Genomic DNA, 20,881 nt, shown 5'->3' with positions numbered 1-20,881 from the left:
AAATGCTGAGTCCTTACATGTCGCCCATTGAACGGGTGTGGTTCTACAGCTTGCGGATCCTCTGCGGCCTGATCCTGCTGTTCCTGATCCTGCCGGTGCTGGTCATCGTGCCGCTGTCGTTCAACTCGGGCAGTTTCCTGGTGTATCCGCTGCAAGGCTTCTCGCTGCACTGGTATCAGGACTTCTTCGCCTCGGCGGAATGGATGCGCTCGCTGAAGAACAGCATCATCGTCGCCCCCGCCGCGACCGTGCTGGCGATGGTTTTCGGCACCCTGGCCGCGATCGGCCTGACCCGCGGCGATTTCCCCGGCAAGGCGCTGGTGATGGCGCTGGTGATTTCGCCGATGGTGGTGCCGGTGGTGATCATTGGTGTGGCGAGTTACCTGTTCTTCGCGCCGCTGGGGCTGGGTAACAGCTTCTTCTCGCTGATCGTGGTGCACGCGGTGCTCGGCGTGCCGTTCGTGATCATCACCGTGTCGGCAACGCTGCAAGGGTTCAACCACAACCTGGTACGGGCGGCGGCCAGCCTAGGGGCTTCGCCATTGACCACGTTCCGCCGGGTGACTCTGCCGCTGATCGCACCGGGGGTGATTTCCGGGGCGCTGTTCGCCTTCGCCACGTCGTTCGATGAAGTGGTGGTGACGCTGTTCCTCGCCGGCCCCGAGCAAGCGACGCTGCCCCGGCAGATGTTCAGCGGGATTCGCGAGAACCTCAGCCCGACGATTGCTGCTGCGGCAACCTTGCTGATCGCGTTCTCCGTCATCCTGTTGCTGACCCTTGAATGGCTGCGTGGGCGCAGCGAAAAACTACGTACCGCTCAGGTCTGACGCAGCTCCTATATAGGAATGTTCGTGCGTACAGCAAATCTATGTGTGGTTGTCATTCATGGGGTGAATGGCAGACAACCCGGTTTCCCCAGCTACGCTTGTGCTCAGCTCCCACATCTATAAGAGGCTGCGCACGATGAGTCTGTCCCAGTTCAAAATTGCTCACAAACTGATCACCGGCGCCGGGGCCATTGAGCAACTGGCAGCGGAACTCACCCGCCTCGATATCGACAACCCGCTGATTGTCACCGACGCCGCGCTGGTCAAGTCCGGCACTGTGGAGCTGGCGCTGTGCCAATTGGGCGGGCGCGAGTACGAGATTTTTGATCGGGTGCTGCCGGACCCGGAAATCGCCATTGTCGAAGATTGCATGCGCGTGTACCGCGAGGGCGGGCATGACGGTTTGATCGGCCTCGGTGGCGGCAGTGCCATCGATATTGCCAAGAGTGTCGCCGCGTATGCCGGGTACCACGGCGCGCTGGAAGACCTGTTCGGCGTCGATCAGGTGCCGCGCAAAGGCCCGCCGCTGATCGCCATCCCGACCACCGCTGGCACCGGTTCGGAAGTGACCAACGTCGCCATTCTCTCGGACAAGGTCGCGCAACTGAAGAAAGGCATCGTCAGCGACTACCTGTTACCGGATGTGGCGCTGGTCAGTCCGCAGATGACCCTGACCTGCCCGCGCAGCGTCACCGCCGCCAGTGGCGTCGATGCGCTGGTGCACGCCATCGAATCCTATCTGTCGGTCAATGCCTCGCCCATTACCGACTCACTGGCCATCGGCGCAATCAAGTTGATCGCCAAAGCCCTGCCCAAGGCCTACGCCAATGGCGCCAATCTCCAGGCCCGTGAAGACATGGCCACCGCCAGCCTGATGGCCGGCATGGCGTTCGGCAATGCCGGGGTCGGCGCGGTGCATGCGTTGGCCTATCCGCTGGGCGGGCGTTTCAACATCGCCCACGGCGTCAGTAACGCCTTGCTGCTGCCGTATGTCATGACCTGGAACAAGATGGCCTGCGTCGAGCGCATGCAGGATATCGCCGAAGCCATGGGAGTGAAGACCGCTCATTTGAGCGCCACCGAGGCGGCGGACAAAGCCGTGCAGGCGATGACCGAGTTGTGCGCGGCGGTGGAAATTCCTGCCGGGTTGCGCAGTTTTGGCGTCCCGCAAGAGGCGATCCCGGCCATGGCCGTGGAGGCCGCGGGAATCGAGCGTCTGATGCGCAACAACCCGCGCAAGCTCAGCGCTGCGGATATCGAGAAGATCTACCGAGCGGCGTACTGATCATCGCGGTCACGGTGCGCGCACGGAAACTTGAGGTATACAATGCGCGCCATCGTGATTTAGCTCAGAAAAGGTGCGTCATGCAGCCCTTCGTAATTGCTCCGTCGATTCTCTCCGCCGACTTCGCCCGCCTCGGCGAAGAAGTGGACAACGTTCTGGCCGCCGGTGCCGACTTCGTTCACTTCGATGTCATGGACAACCACTACGTGCCGAATCTGACCATCGGCCCGATGGTCTGCGCCGCATTGCGCAAGTACGGCATCACCGCGCCGATCGACGCGCACCTGATGGTCAGCCCGGTGGATCGCATCGTCGGCGACTTCATCGAGGCCGGCGCCACCTACATCACCTTCCACCCGGAAGCCACGCTGCACGTCGATCGTTCGCTGCAACTGATCCGTGAAGGCGGCTGCAAATCCGGCCTGGTGTTCAACCCGGCGACCCCGCTGGATGTGCTCAAGTACGTGATCGACAAGGTCGACATGGTGCTGCTGATGAGCGTCAACCCGGGCTTTGGCGGGCAGAAGTTCATCCCCGGCACCCTCGACAAACTGCGCGAAGCGCGGGCGATCATCGATGCCTCGGGGCGTGATATCCGTCTGGAAATCGATGGCGGCGTCAACGTCAACAACATTCGCGAAATCGCGGCCGCTGGCGCTGACACCTTTGTGGCCGGCTCGGCGATCTTCAATGCGCCGAACTATCAGGAAGTCATCGACAAGATGCGTTCCGAACTGGCGCTGGCCCGCCCATGAGCGGTTTTGAGCAGCTGTTCCCGGGGCAACTGCCACGGTTGGTGATGTTCGATCTGGATGGCACGCTGATCGACTCGGTTCCCGACCTGGCGGCGGCGGTGGACACCATGCTGCTCTCCCTCGGCCGCAAGCCTGCCGGCATCGAGGCGGTACGCGAGTGGGTCGGTAACGGCGCACCGGTGCTGGTGCGCCGGGCGCTGGCCGGCGGCATCGATCATTCGGCGGTGGATGACGTCGAGGCCGAGCACGCGCTGGAAGTGTTCATGGAGGCCTATGGCGCGAGCCACGAGCTGACCGTGGTCTATCCGGGTGTGCGCGACACCCTCAAGTGGCTGCACAAGCAGGGTGTGGCCATGGCGCTGATCACCAACAAGCCGGAGCGCTTTGTCGCGCCGCTGCTGGATCAGATGAAGATCGGCCGCTACTTCAAGTGGATCATCGGCGGCGATACCCTGCCGCAGAAGAAGCCTGATCCGGCCGCGCTGTTCTTCGTGATGAAGATGGCCAACATCCCGGCCTCGCAATCGCTGTTCGTCGGCGACTCGCGCAGCGACGTGCTGGCGGCGAAGGCGGCGGGGGTCAAGTGCGTGGCGCTGAGCTACGGCTACAACCATGGCCGGCCGATTGCCGAAGAATCCCCGGCACTGGTGATCGACGATCTGCGCAAGCTAATTCCCGGTTGCCTCGGTACAGCCGCTGAGATAACGTTGCCCGACGCATCTCAATCCCATTCTGGAAACGCCATCGTGGTGGTCACCCGCAAACTCTGGATGAAAGTCATCAAGGCCCTGGCCCGCTGGCGTTGGCGCGCCTGACGGGTTCCTGGCCGGCTTGCCGGCGCGTTTGCACACCTGACTGATTTGCCCCTCACACCACGAGGCACCCCATGATCCGCGAAGAATTCCTGCGCCTGGCCGCTGACGGCTACAACCGCATTCCGTTGGCCTGCGAAACCCTGGCCGACTTCGATACGCCGCTGTCGATCTACCTGAAACTGGCCGACCAGCCCAACTCCTACCTGCTCGAATCGGTGCAGGGCGGCGAGAAATGGGGCCGTTACTCGATCATCGGCCTGCCGTGCCGCACCGTACTGCGGGTGCACGACCATCACGTAAGCATCACCGTCGATGGTGTCGAGACCGAAAGCCATGACGTCGAAGACCCGCTGGCCTTCGTCGAAACCTTCAAGGCCCGCTACAACGTGCCGACCATTGCCGGTCTGCCGCGTTTCAACGGTGGCCTGGTCGGTTACTTCGGTTATGACTGCGTGCGCTATGTCGAGAAGCGTCTGGGCAAATGCCCGAACCCGGATCCGCTGGGCGTGCCGGACATTCTGCTGATGGTGTCCGATGCGGTAGTGGTGTTCGACAACCTCGCCGGCAAGATGCACGCGATTGTCCTCGCCGACCCGGCGCACGCCGATGCTTACGAGCAGGGTCAGGCGCAATTGCAGGCACTGCTGGAGAAACTGCGCCAGCCGATCACCCCGCGCCGTGGCCTGGATTTCAGCAAGCAACAAGCGGCTGATCCGCTGTTCCGCTCCAGTTTCACCCAGAGCGACTACGAAAAAGCCGTCGACACCATCAAGGAATACATCCTCGCAGGCGACTGCATGCAAGTGGTGCCGTCGCAGCGCATGTCGATCGACTTCAAGGCCGCGCCGATCGATCTGTACCGCGCCCTGCGTTGCTTCAACCCGACGCCGTACATGTACTTCTTCAACTTCGGCGACTTCCACGTCGTCGGCAGTTCGCCGGAAGTGCTGGTGCGGGTCGAAGACAACCTGATCACCGTGCGCCCGATCGCCGGCACTCGTCCACGCGGAGCTACCGAAGAGGCGGATCTGGCGCTGGAAGAGGATCTGCTGTCGGACGACAAAGAGATCGCCGAACACTTGATGCTGATCGACCTCGGTCGTAACGACACCGGTCGTGTTTCGGAAATCGGATCGGTGAAGCTCACCGAGAAAATGGTCATCGAGCGTTATTCCAACGTGATGCACATCGTCTCCAACGTCACCGGCCAGTTGAAGGCCGGGCTGACCGCGATGGACGCGCTGCGGGCGATTCTGCCGGCGGGCACCTTGTCTGGCGCACCGAAGATCCGTGCGATGGAAATCATCGACGAACTGGAGCCGGTCAAGCGTGGGGTGTATGGCGGTGCGGTCGGTTACTTCGCCTGGAACGGCAACATGGACACCGCGATTGCGATTCGTACCGCGGTGATCAAGAACGGCGAACTGCACGTGCAGGCCGGTGGCGGCATCGTGGCCGACTCCGTGCCGGCGCTGGAATGGGAAGAAACCCTGAACAAGCGCCGCGCGATGTTCCGCGCCGTGGCCCTGGCTGAGCAGACTCCGGACGCCTGACCCACATGGGCTTTATGGTCAGGCATAAAAAACGCGACACCCGCAAGGGCGCCGCGTTTTTTGTACCTGCCAGGCCCCTGTAGGAGCTGGCGCAGCCTGCGATCTTTTGCTTTTCAGCCTCAGAAATCGAGACTGACCCCGACGTTCACCCCTTGCTGGGTAAAGTCATCATCCTTGCGCACGTTGTAGCTGGCGCGCAACGCCAAATCCTGCGTGAGCTTGTGGCTCACGCCCAGGTTCAGGCGATTGAGGTTGGTCTGCGGCTCGTAGCCTTCGAGCGTGAAGCGGTTGTTCGGCAAGCTGTTGAGGTTGATGGTCAGATCCTGACGGTCATCGTTGTACTCACGTTCGTGAGCGAACTCGCCAAACACTTCGGTCTGCGCCGTGATCTGGTACTTGCCCTGAATACCCAGGCCCAGACGCCGCGAGTTGCGCGACTGGTCATCGAAGGTCAGCGCGGTGGAATCCGCGCCTTTTTCCGAGTAACCGTCGACCTCGACCTTGCCAAAGTCGGCGCTGACGAACGGCGACAGGTGCCACGGACTGCTGGCCTGCTGTGCGATGTCGTAGCCGATACGGCCGCTGATCGCCAGCACGTAGCCATCGGTATCGCCTTTCTCCCCGCGCTCGTTGACCCCGAGTTGAAATTTACGCTTGAGGCTGTCGTAGTCGAGTTTGCCGGCGGTCATTGCCAGATCGCCCCACCAGCGGTTTTGTTGATACTGGGCGAACGCGGTGCCCATGTAGGAGTTGAGTTTGTATTCCGAATCGGCGTCGCCGGCCTCGAGTTTCTGGTTATAGAAACCAGCGGCCAATCCGACACGCCAGGCGTCGTTGACGCGATAGCTGCCGCCGATGTTCAGGTTGTAGCCGTTGCCGTCGGCACTGGCGGCGCTGTGCTGGCCGTCGAAGTCCTGATGCTGTCCGCCACCGGCGACGATAGCGCGCCATTGGCCCACGGCCTGCCAGTTTTCCCAGTCGGCCAGCCATTGATTGCGCAGTTCATCCTGATGCGCGCGCAACGAACCTTGGGCCATTTCCGGCAGCAGGGTCAGTTCCCACGGGGCGGCGAGCAGCGAGTAGGCGTAGTCGGCAATCAGGCGCTGGCCAGCTTCGGTGGGGTGCACCGAGTCGTTGTAGATCAGCTTGGTCGGATCCGGCGTGGCGCTGTTGATGCCGTATCGGGCGTTCTCGGTGCAACTGTTGCCGCTGAAGCAGGTGGCCGTCAGGTTCTGGTCGGTCGCGAGGCCGAACTGCGCCGGGTTGGCGAACGCTTCTTTGAGCAGCACCGGAATGTTCAGTGGAATGATTTCGGCGTTGATGCCCTGCAACTGGCTGACCAGTTCGGTGTTGAATTGGGCGCTGAGCTGCGAGGTGAAGCTCTGCAGCGGTGAGCCGTTGATCGCCGGGGTCAGGCCGATGTCTGGCAGCAGCCAGACCATGATGTATTTGGCGCCGGCACCTTGCAGCGTGCGCACGCTGTCGGCCAGTCGGTCGGCCGCCGAGCTGGCCTGATCGAGGCTGAGCACGCGGCCCTGAAGGAAGTCGTTGCCGCCCCCGGACAGGTAATACAGCGCGTTCGGATCAGCGCGGAAGCCATTCGACGGCAGGTAACCGCTGCGCGTGCGTTCACCGGTGGCGGACTGGGTAGTGATCGAGTCGAGGATCTGGTCGGTACGGTAACCACCCACCGCCCAGTTGTTGCCATCGGCCAGACCTTCACCGGCACGCACGGCCGAGGACGCGGAGGCGGTCTGATCCGGGCTGAAACCGAGTTTGCCGCCGATGATCTGGGTGGCGTTGAGGTCGCGGTTTTCCCCGGTGCCATCCTTGTACAACGGGCCGGTGCGGTTGGTGTAGCGCTGCGTGGCGCCGGCCGGGCCGCCGGTGTCCTTGAAAGTCCCGGCATCGTTCAGGCTGTCGCCGAACACGATGAAGTTCGAATAGGGTGCGGGGGCTGCGTAGGCCTGGGCGCAAGCCATGGCGAGCAGGCAACCGGCGAGCGGTACAAACAACGTCTGTTTGATCATGAGCAAGTCCGTTTATTTATTGTTGTAGGTGAACGAAACGACAGTACCAAAAACTCCCGGCGTTTTGCCATCGGTCGCGAAGCCTCCCATAGTTTTGTCCCCCGTCAGCCCCGCCATATTGCACGCTCTGCCCAGCTAAGTTACTGTGCCGGAACGTATGAACGAGACCTTCCCCGTGTTGATCGTCAGCAAACTTCTGGATCAAGTCATCAAGGCACACGCCCGTTGGCGTTGGCGCGCCTGAATCTTTTCTGCCGGCCCGGCCGGATCTGTATCGCTTTGCCTTCCTCGCCCGTTTGAAATGCCGCTGTGCCGACGCTCTCTGTGCGTCCGACATCGTGCAGCGCCCTGCGGGCAAGTCATCTGAAGGCTGTCTTCAAGTCAGAATTCAAGAGGTTCGAAACGCCATGTTGCTGATGATCGACAACTACGACTCCTTTACTTACAACGTTGTGCAATACCTCGGCGAGCTGGGTGCCGAGGTCAAAGTGGTGCGCAACGACGAACTGACTGTCGCCGAAATCGAAGCGCTCAACCCCGAGCGCATCGTGGTCTCGCCAGGTCCGTGCACGCCGACTGAAGCCGGCATCTCCATTGAGGCCATCAAATACTTCGCCGGCAAACTGCCAATCCTCGGCGTCTGCCTCGGCCATCAATCGATTGGCCAAGCGTTCGGCGGCGACGTGGTGCGCGCCCGTCAGGTGATGCACGGTAAGACTAGTCCGGTATTCCACGAGGACAAGGGCGTTTTCGCCGGTCTGAATCATCCGCTGACGGTTACCCGTTACCACTCGCTGATCGTCAAGCACGGTACTTTGCCCGATTGCCTGGAGCTGACCGCGTGGACGCAGCACGATGACGGCAGCGTCGATGAAATCATGGGCCTGCGGCACAAGACCCTGAACATTGAGGGCGTACAGTTCCACCCCGAGTCGATCCTCACCGAGCAGGGTCATGAACTGTTTGCCAACTTCCTCAAACAAACCGGCGGCACGCGCTAAGGACTCCCATGAATATCAAGACAGCCCTGAGCCGTATCGTCGAACACCTCGACCTCAGTACCGAAGAAATGCGCGACGTGATGCGCGAAATCATGACCGGGCAATGCACCGACGCACAGATCGGCGCATTCATGATGGCCATGCGCATGAAGAGCGAGAGCATCGATGAAATCGTCGGCGCCGTGTCGGTGATGCGTGAGCTGGCCGATCAGGTCGAACTCAAGACCCTCGACGGCGTGGTCGATGTAGTCGGCACCGGCGGTGACGGTGCGAACATCTTCAACGTATCGACGGCTTCGGCGTTCGTTGTCGCGGCAGCCGGTTGTACCGTGGCCAAGCACGGTAACCGTGCGGTGTCGGGCAAGAGCGGCAGCGCCGACTTGCTGGAGGCCGCCGGTATCTACCTGAACCTGACCCCGGTGCAGGTTGCCCGTTGCATCGACAACGTCGGCATCGGTTTCATGTTTGCCCAGACTCACCACAAAGCGATGAAGTACGCCGCCGGCCCACGCCGCGATCTTGGCTTGCGTACGCTGTTCAACATGCTCGGCCCGCTTACGAATCCGGCCGGTGTCAAACATCAGGTGGTGGGCGTGTTCACTCCAGCGCTGTGCCGGCCATTGGCCGAAGTCTTGCAGCGCCTGGGCAGCAAACATGTGCTGGTAGTGCATTCGAAGGATGGCCTGGACGAGTTCAGCCTTGCCGCGCCGACCTTCGTCGCTGAGCTGAAAAACAACGAGATCACTGAATATTGGGTCGAGCCGGAAGATCTCGGCATGAAGAGCCAGAGCCTGCACGGTCTGTCGGTCGAAGGTCCGGAGGCATCGCTGGCATTGATCCGTGATGCGTTGGGCAAGCGCAAAACCGAAAGTGGCCAGAAAGCTGCTGAAATGATCGTGCTCAATGCCGGTGCGGCGCTGTATGCCGCCGACCTGGCGACCAGTCTCAAAGAAGGCGTGGCGCTCGCGCACGACGCACTGCACACCGGTCTTGCTCGGGAAAAACTCGAGGAGTTGGGTGCCTTTACCGCGGTATTCAAAGTGGAGAATGAGGGATGAGTGTACCGACGGTTCTGGAAAACATTCTGGCGCGCAAAGTCCAGGAAGTCGCCGAGCGCAGCGCTCGCGTCAGCCTGAGCGAGCTGGAAAGTCTGGCCAAGGCGGCCGATGCACCCCGTGGTTTTGCCCAGGCATTGCTGGCGCAGGCCAAGAAGAAGCAACCGGCGGTGATCGCCGAAATCAAGAAGGCTTCGCCGAGCAAAGGCGTGATACGCGAGAACTTCGTGCCTGCCGATATCGCCAAGAGCTACGAGAAGGGCGGGGCGACCTGTCTTTCGGTGCTGACCGATATCGACTACTTCCAGGGCGCTGATATCTACCTGCAACAGGCCCGCGCCGCGTGCAAATTGCCGGTGATCCGCAAAGACTTCATGATCGATCCGTACCAGATCGTCGAAGCTCGCGCGCTGGGCGCCGACTGCGTACTGTTGATCGTCTCCGCACTGGACGACGTAAAAATGGCCGAGCTGGCCTCGGTGGCCAAAGGTGTCGGTCTCGATGTGCTGGTGGAAGTGCACGACGGCGATGAGCTGGAGCGCGCACTGAAAACCCTCGACACACCACTGGTCGGGGTCAATAACCGCAACCTGCACACGTTCGACGTCAGCCTGGAAACCACCCTCGACCTGCTGCCGCGCATTCCGCGCGACCGACTGGTGATTACCGAGAGTGGCATCCTCAACCGTGCCGATGTCGAGCTGATGGAAATCAGCGATGTGTATGCCTTTCTGGTGGGCGAAGCGTTCATGCGCGCGGAAAGCCCGGGCACCGAACTGCAACGCCTGTTCTTCCCTGAACGCGGCGTACCGGTCAGTGGTTCGACCCTCGACTGACCGAGTCGACCTCATTCGTGAGCAGGCTCGCTCCCACATTGGAATGCATTTCCCCTGTGGGAGCGAGCCTGCTCGCGAAAAGGCCCTCAAAATCCCTAAAGATTCCAGATCTGCCGGAGCCCTCCATGTCGCTGCCCACCTTCCTGACCATCGAGGCCGGCCTGCAAGCCGAACAAGACTTGCTCGCTTCCGTCTGCGCCGGCGACGCCGAGTTCGGCCTGCTGTTCTGGCAACCCAGCGATAACGCCCTGGTCATGCCGCGCCGCCTTAATCGTCTGCCCGGTTTTGATCACGCCTGCGAAGTCTCCGCCACTGCTGGTTGGCCAGTATTGCTGCGGGAAACCGGCGGTGAACCCGTCCCGCAGTCCTCCTCAACCATCAACATCGCACTGGTCTACGCTCCGCCCCGCAGCGAGGGCGATCTGAATCGCATCGAAACTGGCTATCGGCGTCTGTGCGATCCAATCTGTGAGTTGCTGGATGAGTTGGGCGGCACATCGTCGTTGGGCGAAATCGACGGTGCGTTCTGTGACGGCCGGTTCAACGTCAATCTCGACGGCCGCAAGATGGTCGGCACTGCTCAACGCTGGCGCCAGAGTCAGGGCGGTCAGCGTCCGGTGGGGTTGGTGCACGGGGCGATGTTGATCGATAACGAGCGCGAATCGATGGTCGCGGCGGTCAATCGCTTCAACGAGGCTTGCGGTCTGGAGCAGCGAGTGCGGGCTGAAAGCCACATTGCCCTGCATGAGAAGTTCGTCGCGCCAAATGCTTTGGCGCGTCTGGATGAGCTGTTTCGACGGATGCTGGCGCAGGTCTACAGCGCCTGAGCTTGCGCGCTTAGCGGGTGCCGAAGACCACCATGGTCTTGCCTTTCACATCGACCAGGTTGCGTTCTTCAAGATCCTTGAGCACGCGACCGACCATTTCCCGCGAACAACCGACAATTCGCCCGATTTCCTGACGGGTCACCTTGATCTGCATGCCGTCCGGGTGGGTCATTGCGTCAGGCTGTTTGCACAACTCCAGCAGGCAACGGGCAACGCGACCGGTAACGTCGAAGAACGCCAGGTCGCCGACCTTGCGCGTGGTATTGCGCAGACGTTGTGCGATTTGTCCGCTGAGGACGTAAAGAATGTCGGGATCCTGCTGTGACAGTTCGCGGAACTTCACATAGCTGATTTCGGCGATTTCACTTTCAACCTTGGCCCGCACCCAGGCGCTGCGTTGTTGTTCCTGACCCGCTTGTTCGAACAAACCCAGTTCGCCAAAGAAATCCCCGGCGTTGAGGTAGGCAATGATCATTTCGCGGCCGTCGTCATCTTCAATCAGGATCGTGACCGAACCCTTGATGATGAAGTACAGCGTGTCCGAGCGATCGCCGGCGCAGATGATGTTGCTTTTGGCCGCATGGCGACGGCGTTGGCAATGCATCAACAGTTTGTCGAGGTTTTTGATTTTGGGTGTGGGGGTAATAGCAACCATGGTTGTATCCCGAAAAGACTGCACGGTGATGTTTGATTTTTATATGAGGCGCTGAAGGCGGTCGCTACACAGGCTGACAATTGGCGCCAGCGAATTGGCGCCAGCTTACCAGACACTTCGTCGAAAATTCGAGAAATTACCTACGCAGCTTAGGCATCTTTCCCAGGAACGCCGGGCGCTGTCAGAGCAAAGGCCTGTGTTAAGCTGGCGACCCTTTTTTCTACAGTGGAGTCTTGGCGATGAAGGCACGCATCCAATGGGCTGGCGAAGCCATGTTCCTCGGCGAATCCGGTAGCGGTCATGTCGTGGTGATGGACGGTCCGCCCGACGCCGGTGGTCGTAACCTGGGTGTTCGCCCGATGGAAATGCTTCTGCTGGGCGTGGGTGGTTGCAGCAACTTCGACGTGGTGAGCATCCTGAAGAAGTCGCGTCAGGCGGTTGAAAGCTGCGAAGCGTTCCTTGACGCCGAGCGCGCGACCGAAGACCCGAAGGTGTTCACCAAGATCCACATGCACTTCGTGGTCAAGGGCCGAGGCCTGAAAGAAGCCCAGGTCAAACGCGCCATCGAACTGTCTGCCGAGAAGTATTGCTCGGCCTCGATCATGCTCGGCGCGGCCGGCGTGGCGATCACTCACGATTATGAAATCGTCGAACTCGGTTGAACCGACATTCAACTATCATAAAAGCAGTGCAGACTCTGGCGATCCCTCGCTGACGTCTGCATAATGCGCCACTTTTTTCAGGGCAGTGATCGGTCAGCCGACGGATCATCCGCCTGAACAGATAACCAAAATCGCCATCGCGAAGAGGTGTTAACCGTCCTACGCAGGTGCGTTGTTCGCACTTGACGGGCATGCTTGATCACGCGGCTGCGCCGCATACATAGAGAGTTTTTAACGGTGAAAAGCAAACTCAAGCTCCACGGGTTCAACAACCTGACAAAGACCTTGAGCTTCAACATCTATGACATCTGCTACGCGGAAACCCCGCAAGACCAGCAGGCTTACGTCGAGTACATCAATCAAGAGTACAACGCCGAACGCCTGACGCAGATCCTCACGGAAGTTGTCGAAATCATTGGTGCCAACATTCTGAACATCGCGAGTCAGAACTATGAGCCTCAGGGTGCCAGCGTCACGATTCTGATCTCGGAAGAGCCGGTGACCCCGACTGACAGCCAGATCGAGGAGTCCCCGGGCCCATTGCCCGAAATCATCCTTGCCCACCTCGACAAGAGCCACATCACGGTGCATACCTATCCGGAAATCCATCCGGACGCCGGTATTGCGACGTTCCGTGTGGACATCGACGTGTCGACCTGTGGTGTCATTTCACCGCTTAAAGCGCTCAACTTCCTCATTCACCAGTTCGATTCGGACATCGTGACTGTGGATTACCGTGTGCGCGGTTTCACCCGTGACGTTGAAGGCAACAAGCACTTCATCGACCACGAGATCAACTCGATCCAGAACTACCTTTCCGAAGACACCCGCGACGCGTACCAGATGACCGACGTGAACGTGTACCAGGAAAACCTGTTCCACACCAAAATGCTGCTTAAGAACTTCGAGCTGGATAACTACCTGTTCGGCGACGCCACCAGCAACCTGTCCGCTGAACAGCGGGCACAGGTAACTGAACGTGTGAAACACGAAATGCTGGAAATCTTCTACGCGCGCAACATGCCGGCGTAAGATTCCCGGGCACAAAAAAGGCGACTACTTTGCGGTAGTCGCCTTTTTTATTACCGAAACAGAGCCCTGTGGGAGCGAGCCTGCTCGCGAAGGGGCCCTCAGCAGCAATACTGATCTCAGATCCGATAAGTACTCTTGGTCATCACCTTCGCCAACAGACTCATCCCGAACTTCACCGGCGCCGGAAAACGGAAACCACCCGCATCCAGTGCACTCTCCGCATGATGTTGTTCATCAATGCGCATCTGTTCCAGAATTGCCCGGGACTTCTCGTCCTCGGCCGGCAATTGCTCCAGGTGCTCGTTCAGGTGCTTGCACACCTGATGCTCGGTAGCTGCGACGAAGCCAAGGCTGACCTTGTCACTGATCAGACCGGCCACAGCGCCGATGCCGAACGACATTCCATAGAACAGTGGATTGAGCACACTGGTATGGCTACCCAGTTGATGAATGCGCTGTTCGCACCACACCAGATGATCAATTTCCTCTTCGGCGGCGTGTTCCATGGCAGCACGCACCTGCGGCAACTTGGCGGTCAGCGCCTGACCTTGGTACAACGCTTGGGCGCACACTTCACCGGTGTGGTTGATGCGCATCAGGCCGGCGACGTGGCGGGTGTCTTCATCGCTCATCTGCACTTCCGGCTGCACAATGGCTGGAGACGGACGGTACGGCTGACCACTGAAGGGCAGCAGGGTACGCATCGCGGCATCGGCTTGCAGCAGAAGACGGTCAATCGGCGAGTAGTGACGTTGGGTAGTCATGCTGACCTCCGGGAAAAATCTCGACCGCCAGTTTAACCGAATCGGCCGGGGAAGGTTTGCGCTGGGTCATCAGTCACACTGGATGTGCTTTTTGCTTTATGCAGGAGCTGCCGAAGGCTGCGATCTTTTGATCTTGTTTTTTCAGGATCAAGATCAAAAGATCGCAGCCTTCGGCAGCTCCTGCACAGGTTTGCTGATATCAGCCCGGCGGCCAGTTCATCTGGCGCTGACCGAGTACATGCATATGAATGTGATAGACGGTCTGCCCACCTTTTTCATTGCAGTTCATCACCACCCGGAAGCCTTCCTCGCAGCCCAGTTCCAGCGCCAGACGCTGGGCGGTGAACAGGATGTGCCCGGCCAGTGCCTTGTCGTCTTCGGTCAGGTCGTTGAGGGTGCGCACCGGTTTCTTCGGGATCACCAGAAAGTGCACCGGTGCCTGAGGGGCGATGTCGTGGAACGCCAGAACCTGGTCGTCCTCGTAAATGATCTTGGCCGGGATTTCCCGGTTAATGATCTTGGTGAACAGAGTATCCACTGCTGTTTTCTCCGTTGTGGGGGCTGGCCTGAGTGTACTCATGGGAAATGACCGCGCCCAGTGATTTGCCGTAGGACAGTTCAGCGCGGGCAGTAAGCCTTGTTGACCATGCCGACGAGGGTGCGATTGAGCCAGCGCGAGCCGAGGCGCGGCAGGAACGCCAGCCAGCGGTTGCGTCGTCCCGGGATAATGATTGCGCGGTTTTTCTCCAGCGCACGCACGGTGTACAGCGCGACTTCCTCGGGGCTCATCAGCAGTTTGCTGTCCTTGAGTTTGTCGCTGTTGAGCTGAGCGGTGCGGAAGAAAGCGGTGCGTGTCGGGCCGGGGCAGAGCACCGAAACCTTGACCGCGCTCTGTTTCAGTTCAACCCGCAGCGCCTCGGAGAAGTGCAGAACGTAAGCCTTGCTGGCGTAGTAAGTGCTCATCCACGGACCGGGATTGAACGCTGCCACTGAGGCGACGTTGAGGATCTGTCCGCCGCCCTGCAGCGCCATGCTGTTGCCGATGGCATGGCACAGACGGGTGAGGGCGAGGATGTTGACTTCGATCAGGTCCTGCTCGGTCATCCAGTCCTGGGCGAGGAATGGGCCGCAGGTGCCGATACCGGCGCAATTGACCAACAGATCGATCTGCCGGTCGCCTTCTTCCAGCTCCAGCAGGAAGCCGGACAGGCGCAATGGCTCGCCCAGATCGCAGGCGCGGAACAACACTTCCACGCCAAAGCGCTGGGTCAGTTCGATCGCGATACTTTCCAGCTGATCACGCTGTCGAGCCACCAGAATCAAGCTGCGTCCGCGTCGGGCCAGCGCTTCGGCCATGGCCAGGCCGATGCCGCTGGAGGCGCCGGTGATCAGAGCGTAACGGGTCATGCATTTCTCCATCGCAACAGCCCCGCGCCAGCGACGCAGGTGTCACGGCGGGGAGCGTTGTTCATTCTTTCGCAGAGTCTACAGGGGCCGGGGCCGCTTCGGCTGCATCGTCCACGGAATTCGCAGGTTCAGTTTCGACCTCGACTTCATCCGTGGTGACCGAGCCACTTTCATAGCTGCTCTCGAGGTTGGTTTCATATTCTTGCTGAATGGCCGAAATACCGCCGAGCATGCCGCCGGCAAATACCAGGGCGAAGAACACGATCCACAACGAGCACAGCACTTTGACCGCGGTGCTGTTGGGCGGGGGCGGCGGGCCGTAGCGGTTGGCCCCGGTGTTGCCCGGCACGACCATGATCACCAGCGGGAAGAAGCTGCCCACGAACGGCACCAGATTCAGCAGCCAGAGCCAGCCGGACCAGCCGATGTCGTGCAGGCGCTGCACGCTGAACAGAATGCTGACAATGATGAAACCGAGGAACAGGAAGAACGCGAATAGCCCGCCGATGATCAGGCCGGTGGTGGAGTCGCCACTGACCAGTCCGAGCCCGATAAACGCGAATATAGCCACGATCGGCAGAGTCACCAGGCTCAGGACCATGGTCCAGGCCAGAAAGCGCAGGCGACCGATCCGGCCCTCGACGCTGAAGGGCTTGAGGGTGGCGAAGGCTGGCAGGTTTTCGCCGACGTTGGCCTGAGGGGGCGCATAAGGTGATGCGGAGTCGTTGAAGGTTGCCGGTTGCTCATGCACGTCCGACAGACTCAGTTCGATCGCCGTTTCGCTTTCGATCCGTGCATCGATCCCGGTCTTGTTCAGTGCTTGCAGATAGGTTTGCGCATCGCTGTAGGTCAGGTCGCGTTTGAGGGCGACGGTGCTGCCATTGAACAGGCGCTCTATGGCGGCGACATCGCTTTTGAACAGGGCCGCGAGATTGAGCTTGGCGGTGGTGAGATCGACACCGGGCTGTAGAGCTCCGGCGAAAACGATCTTGTAACGAGGTTCGCTCATGGCCGAGGCATCCTTGTCGCGAATTAATTGAGGGTCAGCAAGTGTAAGGCCAGTCACTCTAAGACTGGCCTGATTTTTCTCAGCGTGGCCAACGCTTCGGCAACTGCGCCGCACGCTCCAGCGCCTGACGGTATTCCGCGTCGAGCCGGGCGATCAACTGATCCACGCTCGGCAGGTCGTCAATCTGGCCAACGCCCTGGCCGGCCGACCACACGGTCTTCCAGGCCTTGGCTTCGTCGTTGATCGGTTTGAGCTTGTCACCGAAATTGACCTCGCCTTTGCCTTGCAGCGCGGCCATGTCGAAACCCGCAGCTTCCAGACTTTGGCGCATGAAGCTTGCGGGTACGCCAGAGACCGCAGGCGTATGAATGATGTCCGCCGCTTTGGCCGTCAGCAGCATGTCCTTGTAGGCGTCAGGCGCATGACTTTCGGTGGTGCCGATAAATCGCGTGCCGAAGTAGGCCAGATCCGCGCCAAGCAGTTGTGCAGCCAAAATCTCATGGCCGTGGTTCAGACATCCGGCAAGCAGCAGGGTTTTATCGAAGAACTCGCGGATCTCGGCGATCAGCGCAAACGGACTCCAGGTGCCGGCATGGCCACCGGCACCCGCCGCAACCGCGATCAAACCGTCGACGCCGGCTTCGGCGGCTTTCTCGGCATGCCGGCGCGTGGTCACGTCGTGGAACACCAGGCCGCCGTAGCTGTGCACGGCATCGACCAGTTCCTTCACCGCACCGAGGCTGGTGATGACAATCGGCACCTTGTGCTCGACGCAGATGTTCAGATCCGCCTGCAAGCGCGGATTGCTGTTGTGCACGATCAGATTCACGGCATACGGCGCCGGGTTGTCCAGTGTCGCCAGGCCCGCTTCAATCTCCTCCAGCCAGGCCTTGAAACCGCTGCTTTCACGCTGGTTCAGCGCCGGGAAGCTGCCGACCACGCCGTTACGGCAGCAGGCGAGCACCAGTTCCGGGTTGGAGATCAGGAACATCGGCGCCGCCACTACCGGCAAGCGCAGACGTTGTTCGAGCAGAGCGGGCAGTGACATTGGAAATCCCCCGAGGTGTGATGCCTGTTATGAAATTAGAACGGCTTGACCACGACCAGAATTACGATAGCCAGCAATATCAGAACCGGCACTTCATTGAACCAGCGATAAAAGACATGGCTGCGGGTGTTCTCGCCACGGGCGAAGCGTTTTACCTGCGCGCCGCACATGTGGTGGTAGCCGATCAGCAGGACCACCAGGGTCAGCTTGGCGTGAATCCAGCCGCCCATGCTGAAGATGCCCGGATTGAGGTAGATCAGCCAGCCGCCGAAGATCAACGTGGCGATCATCGCCGGGCCCATGATGCCGCGATACAGCTTGCGTTCCATGAGGCTGAAGCGTTCCTTGCTGATCGTGTCTTCACTTTGTGCGTGATAAACGAACAGCCGTGGCAAGTAGAACAGCCCGGCAAACCAGCAGACGACGCTGACAATATGAAGCGCTTTGATCCATAGATAGAGCATTTTGGTTATTCCCAGGTTCACGGTAGCCGGGATAGTAGAGGCTTGAGCGTCCGCACGTCACCTTGATGGTTGTCGCAGGGCCGCGCGGCCCCTATTATCGACGGCTTTCCAGTGGGTTCGTTGAGGGCAGGTTTATGGTCAAGGTCGGTATCGTCGGCGGCACGGGTTACACCGGTGTCGAACTGCTGCGTCTGTTGGCACAGCATCCGCAGGCAGAAGTGGTGGTGATCACTTCCCGATCCGAGGCCGGTCTGGCCGTGGCTGACATGTACCCGAACCTGCGCGGTCACTACGACGGTCTGGCGTTCAGCGTGCCGGACATCAAAACCCTGGGCGCATGTGATGTGGTGTTCTTCGCCACCCCGCACGGCGTTGCTCATGCGTTGGCCGGTGAACTGCTGGCGGCGGGCACCAAGGTCATCGACCTGTCCGCGGACTTCCGTTTGCAGGACGCTGAAGAATGGGCCAAATGGTACGGCCAACCACACGGCGCGCCCGAGTTGCTGGACGAGGCGGTCTACGGCCTGCCGGAAGTCAATCGCGAGCAGATCAAGAAAGCGCGTCTGATCGCTGTGCCGGGTTGCTACCCAACCGCTACGCAGTTGGGTTTCCTGCCGCTGCTTGAAGCGGGTCTGGCTGACACTTCGCGGCTGATCGCCGACTGCAAATCAGGTGTCAGCGGTGCCGGTCGCGGCGCATCTGTAGGCTCGCTGTACTCTGAGACCTCGGAAAGCATGAAGGCTTATGCGGTCAAAGGTCACCGTCATTTGCCGGAAATTCGCCAGGGTCTGCGTCGCGCGGCGGGCAAGGATGTCGGTCTGACTTTTGTGCCGCACCTGACGCCGATGATCCGTGGTATTCACTCCACGCTCTACGCGACCGTGGTTGATCGTTCGGTGGATCTGCAGGCTCTGTTCGAAAAGCGTTATGCCAACGAACCGTTCGTCGATGTGATGCCGGCCGGCAGCCATCCGGAAACTCGCAGCGTGCGTGGTGCCAACGTCTGCCGCATCGCCGTGCACCGCCCGCAGGATGGCGATCTGGTGGTGGTGCTGTCGGTGATCGACAACCTGGTCAAAGGCGCGTCGGGTCAGGCGGTGCAGAACATGAACATCCTGTTCGGGCTGGATGAGCGTTTCGGCCTGTCCCACGCCGGTATGCTGCCGTAACACGTTCGTCAACACAGCAAAAAGGCCCGTCAACCGGGCCTTTTTGCATTCTGGGCAGTTGGTCGGGTTTATTGATATACCGTAACAATAGTTGACCGATTTTCTAGGACAAGCGGATAATGCGCGTCATCACGCATTATGGCGGCGTAACGCCGGGAGATAGTCAGCATGAGCGTCGAATCCTTCACCCCCACGGCTTTGCAATTCACTCAAGGTGCTGCGCACAAAGTGAAGAGCCTGGTCGATGAAGAGGGGAATGATCGCTTGAAGCTGCGCGTATTCGTTACGGGCGGCGGTTGTTCAGGGTTTCAGTACGGCTTCACCTTCGATGAAGATGTGGCCGAGGACGACACCATCGTCGAGCGCGAAGGCGTGAGCCTGGTGGTGGATCCGATGAGCTTCCAGTATCTGGCGGGTGCCGAAGTGGATTACCAGGAAGGTCTGGAAGGTTCGCGCTTCGTGATCAAGAACCCGAACGCCACCACTACTTGTGGTTGCGGCTCTTCGTTCTCGATCTGATCGCGCCTCGCTGCACGCAACAAAACGCCGCAGAGCCTTACGGTTCTGCGGCGTTTTTTGTTGCCGGCGTTTTGCTCAGTTGGGGTAGATGGCGCCGAGTACCCGCAGGCCTTTGGCGCCGGTGACGCTCGGGCGATTGGCGGCAATGCCTTCGAGGCAGCAATGGGCCAGCCAGGCGAAGGCCATGGCCTCGACCCAGTCCGGATCGACACCGTGAGTCGCGGTGCTGGCGACGATAGCGTTCGGCAGCAGATCGGCCAGACGCTTCATCAGCGTGGCGTTATGAGCGCCGCCGCCGCAGACCAGCATTTCCCGGGTATCAGATTGAGCGCTTTGCAGCGACTCGACGATGGTCAGTGCCGTCAGTTCCAGCAATGTTGCCTGGACGTTTTCAGCAGCAAAGGTCGGCAGTCTGGATAGGTGTTGTTGCAGCCACGGCAGGTTGAACACTTCGCGGCCGGTGCTCTTCGGGCCCTTTGTGACGAAGAACGGGTCGCTGAGCAGCGCTGACAGCAAGGCGGGCTGGACCGTACCGCTGGCTGCCCACTGACCGGCGCGATCATAATTCTCACCGCGTTGCTGATGAATCCAGGCATCCATCAGCACATTTCCGGGGCCGCAGTCGAAACCGGCTACAGGCCGCGTCGGCTCTATCAGGCTCAGATTGCTGAAACCGCCGACATTCAAGACTGCACGGTTGCCGCTACGCTCTTCGAACAAAGCTTCATGGAAGGCTGGCACCAGCGGCGCGCCCTGGCCGCCGGCAGCCACGTCGCGGCTGCGGAAGTCGCTGACCACGGTGATACCGGTCAGCTCTGTAAGAAGCGCAGGATTGCCGATCTGTACGGTGAAGCCGCGAGCGGGCTCATGGCGAATGGTCTGGCCGTGGCTGCCGATTGCACGAATGGCGTCGGGCTTGAGCTGCTGCTGATCGAGGAGGGTATGGATGCCCTGTGCGGCGAGTTTCACCCAGTGCTGTTGGGCGATCGCCGAGCGTGCGATCTCGTCGGGGCCGCTGGCGCACAAGCCAAGCAGCTCGGCGCGCAGGGATTCAGGCATGGGGATGTAGTGCGTGGCGATCAGTTTGATCGCCGAGGTTTGCTCGATCAGGGCGATGTCCAGCCCGTCGAGACTGGTGCCGGACATCACGCCAATATAAAGCGCCATG

22 protein-coding genes are annotated in these 20,881 nt (G+C 60.2%); 13 read left to right on the top strand and 9 right to left on the bottom strand.

Annotated elements, in window-relative coordinates; genetic code table 11:
- The first annotated feature begins 2 nt into the window (after positions 1-2).
- The 5 genes from GTQ41_RS25030 (at position 3) to trpE (ending at position 5,235) form a co-directional block, all read left to right on the top strand.
- Positions 3-827, top strand: coding sequence for an ABC transporter permease (locus GTQ41_RS25030; protein ID WP_041070101.1), 825 nt, complete (start codon positions 3-5; stop codon positions 825-827).
- Between the two features lie 136 nt (positions 828-963).
- Positions 964-2,112 carry an iron-containing alcohol dehydrogenase gene (locus tag GTQ41_RS25025; RefSeq protein ID WP_047296965.1) on the top strand — a complete coding sequence of 383 codons (1,149 nt, stop codon included), beginning with the start codon at positions 964-966 and terminating at the stop codon, positions 2,110-2,112.
- 80 nt (positions 2,113-2,192) lie between these two features.
- Positions 2,193-2,867 carry a ribulose-phosphate 3-epimerase gene (rpe, locus tag GTQ41_RS25020; RefSeq protein ID WP_003228808.1) on the top strand — a complete coding sequence of 225 codons (675 nt, stop codon included), beginning with the start codon at positions 2,193-2,195 and terminating at the stop codon, positions 2,865-2,867.
- Positions 2,864-3,682, top strand: coding sequence for a phosphoglycolate phosphatase (locus tag GTQ41_RS25015; RefSeq protein WP_047296963.1), 819 nt, complete (start codon positions 2,864-2,866; stop codon positions 3,680-3,682). Before rpe ends, GTQ41_RS25015 begins: the two co-directional genes overlap by 4 nt.
- A gap of 71 nt (positions 3,683-3,753) precedes the next feature.
- Positions 3,754-5,235, top strand: a complete 1,482-nt coding sequence (trpE, locus tag GTQ41_RS25010; protein ID WP_041070110.1) for an anthranilate synthase component I — start codon at positions 3,754-3,756, stop codon at positions 5,233-5,235.
- Positions 5,236-5,354: 119 nt separating this feature from the next.
- Here the strand turns inward: trpE and estP are convergent, their stop codons facing one another.
- Positions 5,355-7,265 carry an esterase EstP gene (estP, locus tag GTQ41_RS25005; protein ID WP_047296961.1) on the bottom strand — a complete coding sequence of 637 codons (1,911 nt, stop codon included), beginning with the start codon at positions 7,263-7,265 and terminating at the stop codon, positions 5,355-5,357.
- Between the two features lie 407 nt (positions 7,266-7,672).
- On the opposite strand from estP, the gene GTQ41_RS25000 reads away from it, so the two are divergent.
- The 4 genes from GTQ41_RS25000 (at position 7,673) to GTQ41_RS24985 (ending at position 10,984) form a co-directional block, all read left to right on the top strand.
- The gene (locus GTQ41_RS25000; RefSeq protein ID WP_047296959.1) at positions 7,673-8,266 is read left to right on the top strand and encodes an aminodeoxychorismate/anthranilate synthase component II; all 594 of its coding nucleotides are present in this window, start codon (positions 7,673-7,675) and stop codon (positions 8,264-8,266) included.
- 8 nt (positions 8,267-8,274) lie between these two features.
- Positions 8,275-9,324, top strand: coding sequence for an anthranilate phosphoribosyltransferase (gene trpD / locus GTQ41_RS24995; protein WP_047296957.1), 1,050 nt, complete (start codon positions 8,275-8,277; stop codon positions 9,322-9,324).
- Positions 9,321-10,157 carry an indole-3-glycerol phosphate synthase TrpC gene (gene trpC, locus GTQ41_RS24990; RefSeq protein WP_041070123.1) on the top strand — a complete coding sequence of 279 codons (837 nt, stop codon included), beginning with the start codon at positions 9,321-9,323 and terminating at the stop codon, positions 10,155-10,157. The genes trpD and trpC overlap by 4 nt, the downstream gene beginning before the upstream one ends.
- A 125-nt stretch (positions 10,158-10,282) precedes the next feature.
- Positions 10,283-10,984: a lipoate--protein ligase family protein gene (locus tag GTQ41_RS24985; protein WP_047296955.1), complete on the top strand. Its 702-nt coding sequence runs from the start codon at positions 10,283-10,285 to the stop codon at positions 10,982-10,984.
- A 10-nt stretch (positions 10,985-10,994) separates the two neighbouring features.
- On the opposite strand, the gene crp is transcribed toward GTQ41_RS24985, so the two are convergent.
- Entirely contained in the window at positions 10,995-11,639 is a 645-nt protein-coding gene (gene crp, locus GTQ41_RS24980; RefSeq protein ID WP_047296952.1) for a cAMP-activated global transcriptional regulator CRP, read from the bottom strand.
- Between the two features lie 239 nt (positions 11,640-11,878).
- Between crp and GTQ41_RS24975 the strand changes: the two genes are divergently transcribed.
- Together GTQ41_RS24975 and speD are read left to right on the top strand one after the other, a co-directional pair.
- On the top strand, positions 11,879-12,301 hold the full coding sequence (locus GTQ41_RS24975) for an OsmC family protein (RefSeq protein ID WP_016772921.1): 423 nt from the start codon (positions 11,879-11,881) through the stop codon (positions 12,299-12,301).
- Between the two features lie 237 nt (positions 12,302-12,538).
- Positions 12,539-13,333, top strand: a complete 795-nt coding sequence (gene speD / locus GTQ41_RS24970) for an adenosylmethionine decarboxylase (protein ID WP_047296949.1) — start codon at positions 12,539-12,541, stop codon at positions 13,331-13,333.
- Positions 13,334-13,449: 116 nt separating this feature from the next.
- Here speD and coq7 read toward each other — a convergent pair whose 3' ends face one another.
- The 6 genes from coq7 to hemJ form a co-directional block, all read right to left on the bottom strand.
- Positions 13,450-14,097: a 2-polyprenyl-3-methyl-6-methoxy-1,4-benzoquinone monooxygenase gene (gene coq7 / locus GTQ41_RS24965; RefSeq protein ID WP_047296947.1), complete on the bottom strand. Its 648-nt coding sequence runs from the start codon at positions 14,095-14,097 to the stop codon at positions 13,450-13,452.
- A 199-nt stretch (positions 14,098-14,296) separates the two neighbouring features.
- Complete coding sequence (locus GTQ41_RS24960; protein ID WP_003228789.1) at positions 14,297-14,635, bottom strand: histidine triad nucleotide-binding protein; 339 nt, start codon at positions 14,633-14,635, stop codon at positions 14,297-14,299.
- 80 nt (positions 14,636-14,715) lie between these two features.
- Complete coding sequence (locus GTQ41_RS24955) at positions 14,716-15,504, bottom strand: SDR family oxidoreductase (RefSeq protein WP_041070136.1); 789 nt, start codon at positions 15,502-15,504, stop codon at positions 14,716-14,718.
- 61 nt (positions 15,505-15,565) lie between these two features.
- On the bottom strand, positions 15,566-16,513 hold the full coding sequence (locus GTQ41_RS24950) for a DUF805 domain-containing protein (RefSeq protein WP_047296945.1): 948 nt from the start codon (positions 16,511-16,513) through the stop codon (positions 15,566-15,568).
- 79 nt (positions 16,514-16,592) lie between these two features.
- Positions 16,593-17,561, bottom strand: coding sequence for a nitronate monooxygenase family protein (locus GTQ41_RS24945; protein WP_047296944.1), 969 nt, complete (start codon positions 17,559-17,561; stop codon positions 16,593-16,595).
- A gap of 35 nt (positions 17,562-17,596) precedes the next feature.
- A complete protein-coding gene (gene hemJ / locus GTQ41_RS24940; RefSeq protein ID WP_047296943.1) occupies positions 17,597-18,025 on the bottom strand; it encodes a protoporphyrinogen oxidase HemJ in 429 nt (142 codons plus the stop codon).
- Positions 18,026-18,159: 134 nt separating this feature from the next.
- On the opposite strand from hemJ, the gene argC reads away from it, so the two are divergent.
- Both argC and erpA read left to right on the top strand, forming a co-directional pair.
- Positions 18,160-19,194: an N-acetyl-gamma-glutamyl-phosphate reductase gene (argC, locus tag GTQ41_RS24935; protein WP_047296942.1), complete on the top strand. Its 1,035-nt coding sequence runs from the start codon at positions 18,160-18,162 to the stop codon at positions 19,192-19,194.
- Between the two features lie 168 nt (positions 19,195-19,362).
- Complete coding sequence (erpA, locus tag GTQ41_RS24930; RefSeq protein ID WP_003228776.1) at positions 19,363-19,713, top strand: iron-sulfur cluster insertion protein ErpA; 351 nt, start codon at positions 19,363-19,365, stop codon at positions 19,711-19,713.
- Between the two features lie 75 nt (positions 19,714-19,788).
- Here the strand turns inward: erpA and GTQ41_RS24925 are convergent, their stop codons facing one another.
- The gene (locus GTQ41_RS24925; RefSeq protein WP_047296941.1) at positions 19,789-20,880 is read right to left on the bottom strand and encodes an anhydro-N-acetylmuramic acid kinase; all 1,092 of its coding nucleotides are present in this window, start codon (positions 20,878-20,880) and stop codon (positions 19,789-19,791) included.
- Position 20,881 lies beyond the last annotated feature (1 nt).

This window comes from Pseudomonas sp. AN-B15 (assembly GCF_019056475.1).
Classification (GTDB): domain Bacteria; phylum Pseudomonadota; class Gammaproteobacteria; order Pseudomonadales; family Pseudomonadaceae; genus Aquipseudomonas; species Aquipseudomonas parakoreensis.
This window is presented reverse-complemented; position numbering and strand designations above follow the sequence as displayed.

Bases quoted from the DNA above. Each gene is read 5' to 3' on its own strand.
- GTQ41_RS25030 (WP_041070101.1), top strand. From the start codon at position 3: ATGCTGAGTCCTTACATGTCGCCCATTGAACGGGTGTGGTTCTACAGC.
- GTQ41_RS25025 (WP_047296965.1), top strand. From the start codon at position 964: ATGAGTCTGTCCCAGTTCAAAATTGCTCACAAACTGATCACCGGCGCC.
- rpe (WP_003228808.1), top strand. From the start codon at position 2,193: ATGCAGCCCTTCGTAATTGCTCCGTCGATTCTCTCCGCCGACTTCGCC.
- GTQ41_RS25015 (WP_047296963.1), top strand. From the start codon at position 2,864: ATGAGCGGTTTTGAGCAGCTGTTCCCGGGGCAACTGCCACGGTTGGTG.
- trpE (WP_041070110.1), top strand. From the start codon at position 3,754: ATGATCCGCGAAGAATTCCTGCGCCTGGCCGCTGACGGCTACAACCGC.
- estP (WP_047296961.1), bottom strand. From the start codon at position 7,265: ATGATCAAACAGACGTTGTTTGTACCGCTCGCCGGTTGCCTGCTCGCC.
- GTQ41_RS25000 (WP_047296959.1), top strand. From the start codon at position 7,673: ATGTTGCTGATGATCGACAACTACGACTCCTTTACTTACAACGTTGTG.
- trpD (WP_047296957.1), top strand. From the start codon at position 8,275: ATGAATATCAAGACAGCCCTGAGCCGTATCGTCGAACACCTCGACCTC.
- trpC (WP_041070123.1), top strand. From the start codon at position 9,321: ATGAGTGTACCGACGGTTCTGGAAAACATTCTGGCGCGCAAAGTCCAG.
- GTQ41_RS24985 (WP_047296955.1), top strand. From the start codon at position 10,283: ATGTCGCTGCCCACCTTCCTGACCATCGAGGCCGGCCTGCAAGCCGAA.
- crp (WP_047296952.1), bottom strand. From the start codon at position 11,639: ATGGTTGCTATTACCCCCACACCCAAAATCAAAAACCTCGACAAACTG.
- GTQ41_RS24975 (WP_016772921.1), top strand. From the start codon at position 11,879: ATGAAGGCACGCATCCAATGGGCTGGCGAAGCCATGTTCCTCGGCGAA.
- coq7 (WP_047296947.1), bottom strand. From the start codon at position 14,097: ATGACTACCCAACGTCACTACTCGCCGATTGACCGTCTTCTGCTGCAA.
- GTQ41_RS24955 (WP_041070136.1), bottom strand. From the start codon at position 15,504: ATGACCCGTTACGCTCTGATCACCGGCGCCTCCAGCGGCATCGGCCTG.
- GTQ41_RS24950 (WP_047296945.1), bottom strand. From the start codon at position 16,513: ATGAGCGAACCTCGTTACAAGATCGTTTTCGCCGGAGCTCTACAGCCC.
- GTQ41_RS24945 (WP_047296944.1), bottom strand. From the start codon at position 17,561: ATGTCACTGCCCGCTCTGCTCGAACAACGTCTGCGCTTGCCGGTAGTG.
- hemJ (WP_047296943.1), bottom strand. From the start codon at position 18,025: ATGCTCTATCTATGGATCAAAGCGCTTCATATTGTCAGCGTCGTCTGC.
- argC (WP_047296942.1), top strand. From the start codon at position 18,160: ATGGTCAAGGTCGGTATCGTCGGCGGCACGGGTTACACCGGTGTCGAA.
- erpA (WP_003228776.1), top strand. From the start codon at position 19,363: ATGAGCGTCGAATCCTTCACCCCCACGGCTTTGCAATTCACTCAAGGT.
- GTQ41_RS24925 (WP_047296941.1), bottom strand. From the start codon at position 20,880: ATGGCGCTTTATATTGGCGTGATGTCCGGCACCAGTCTCGACGGGCTG.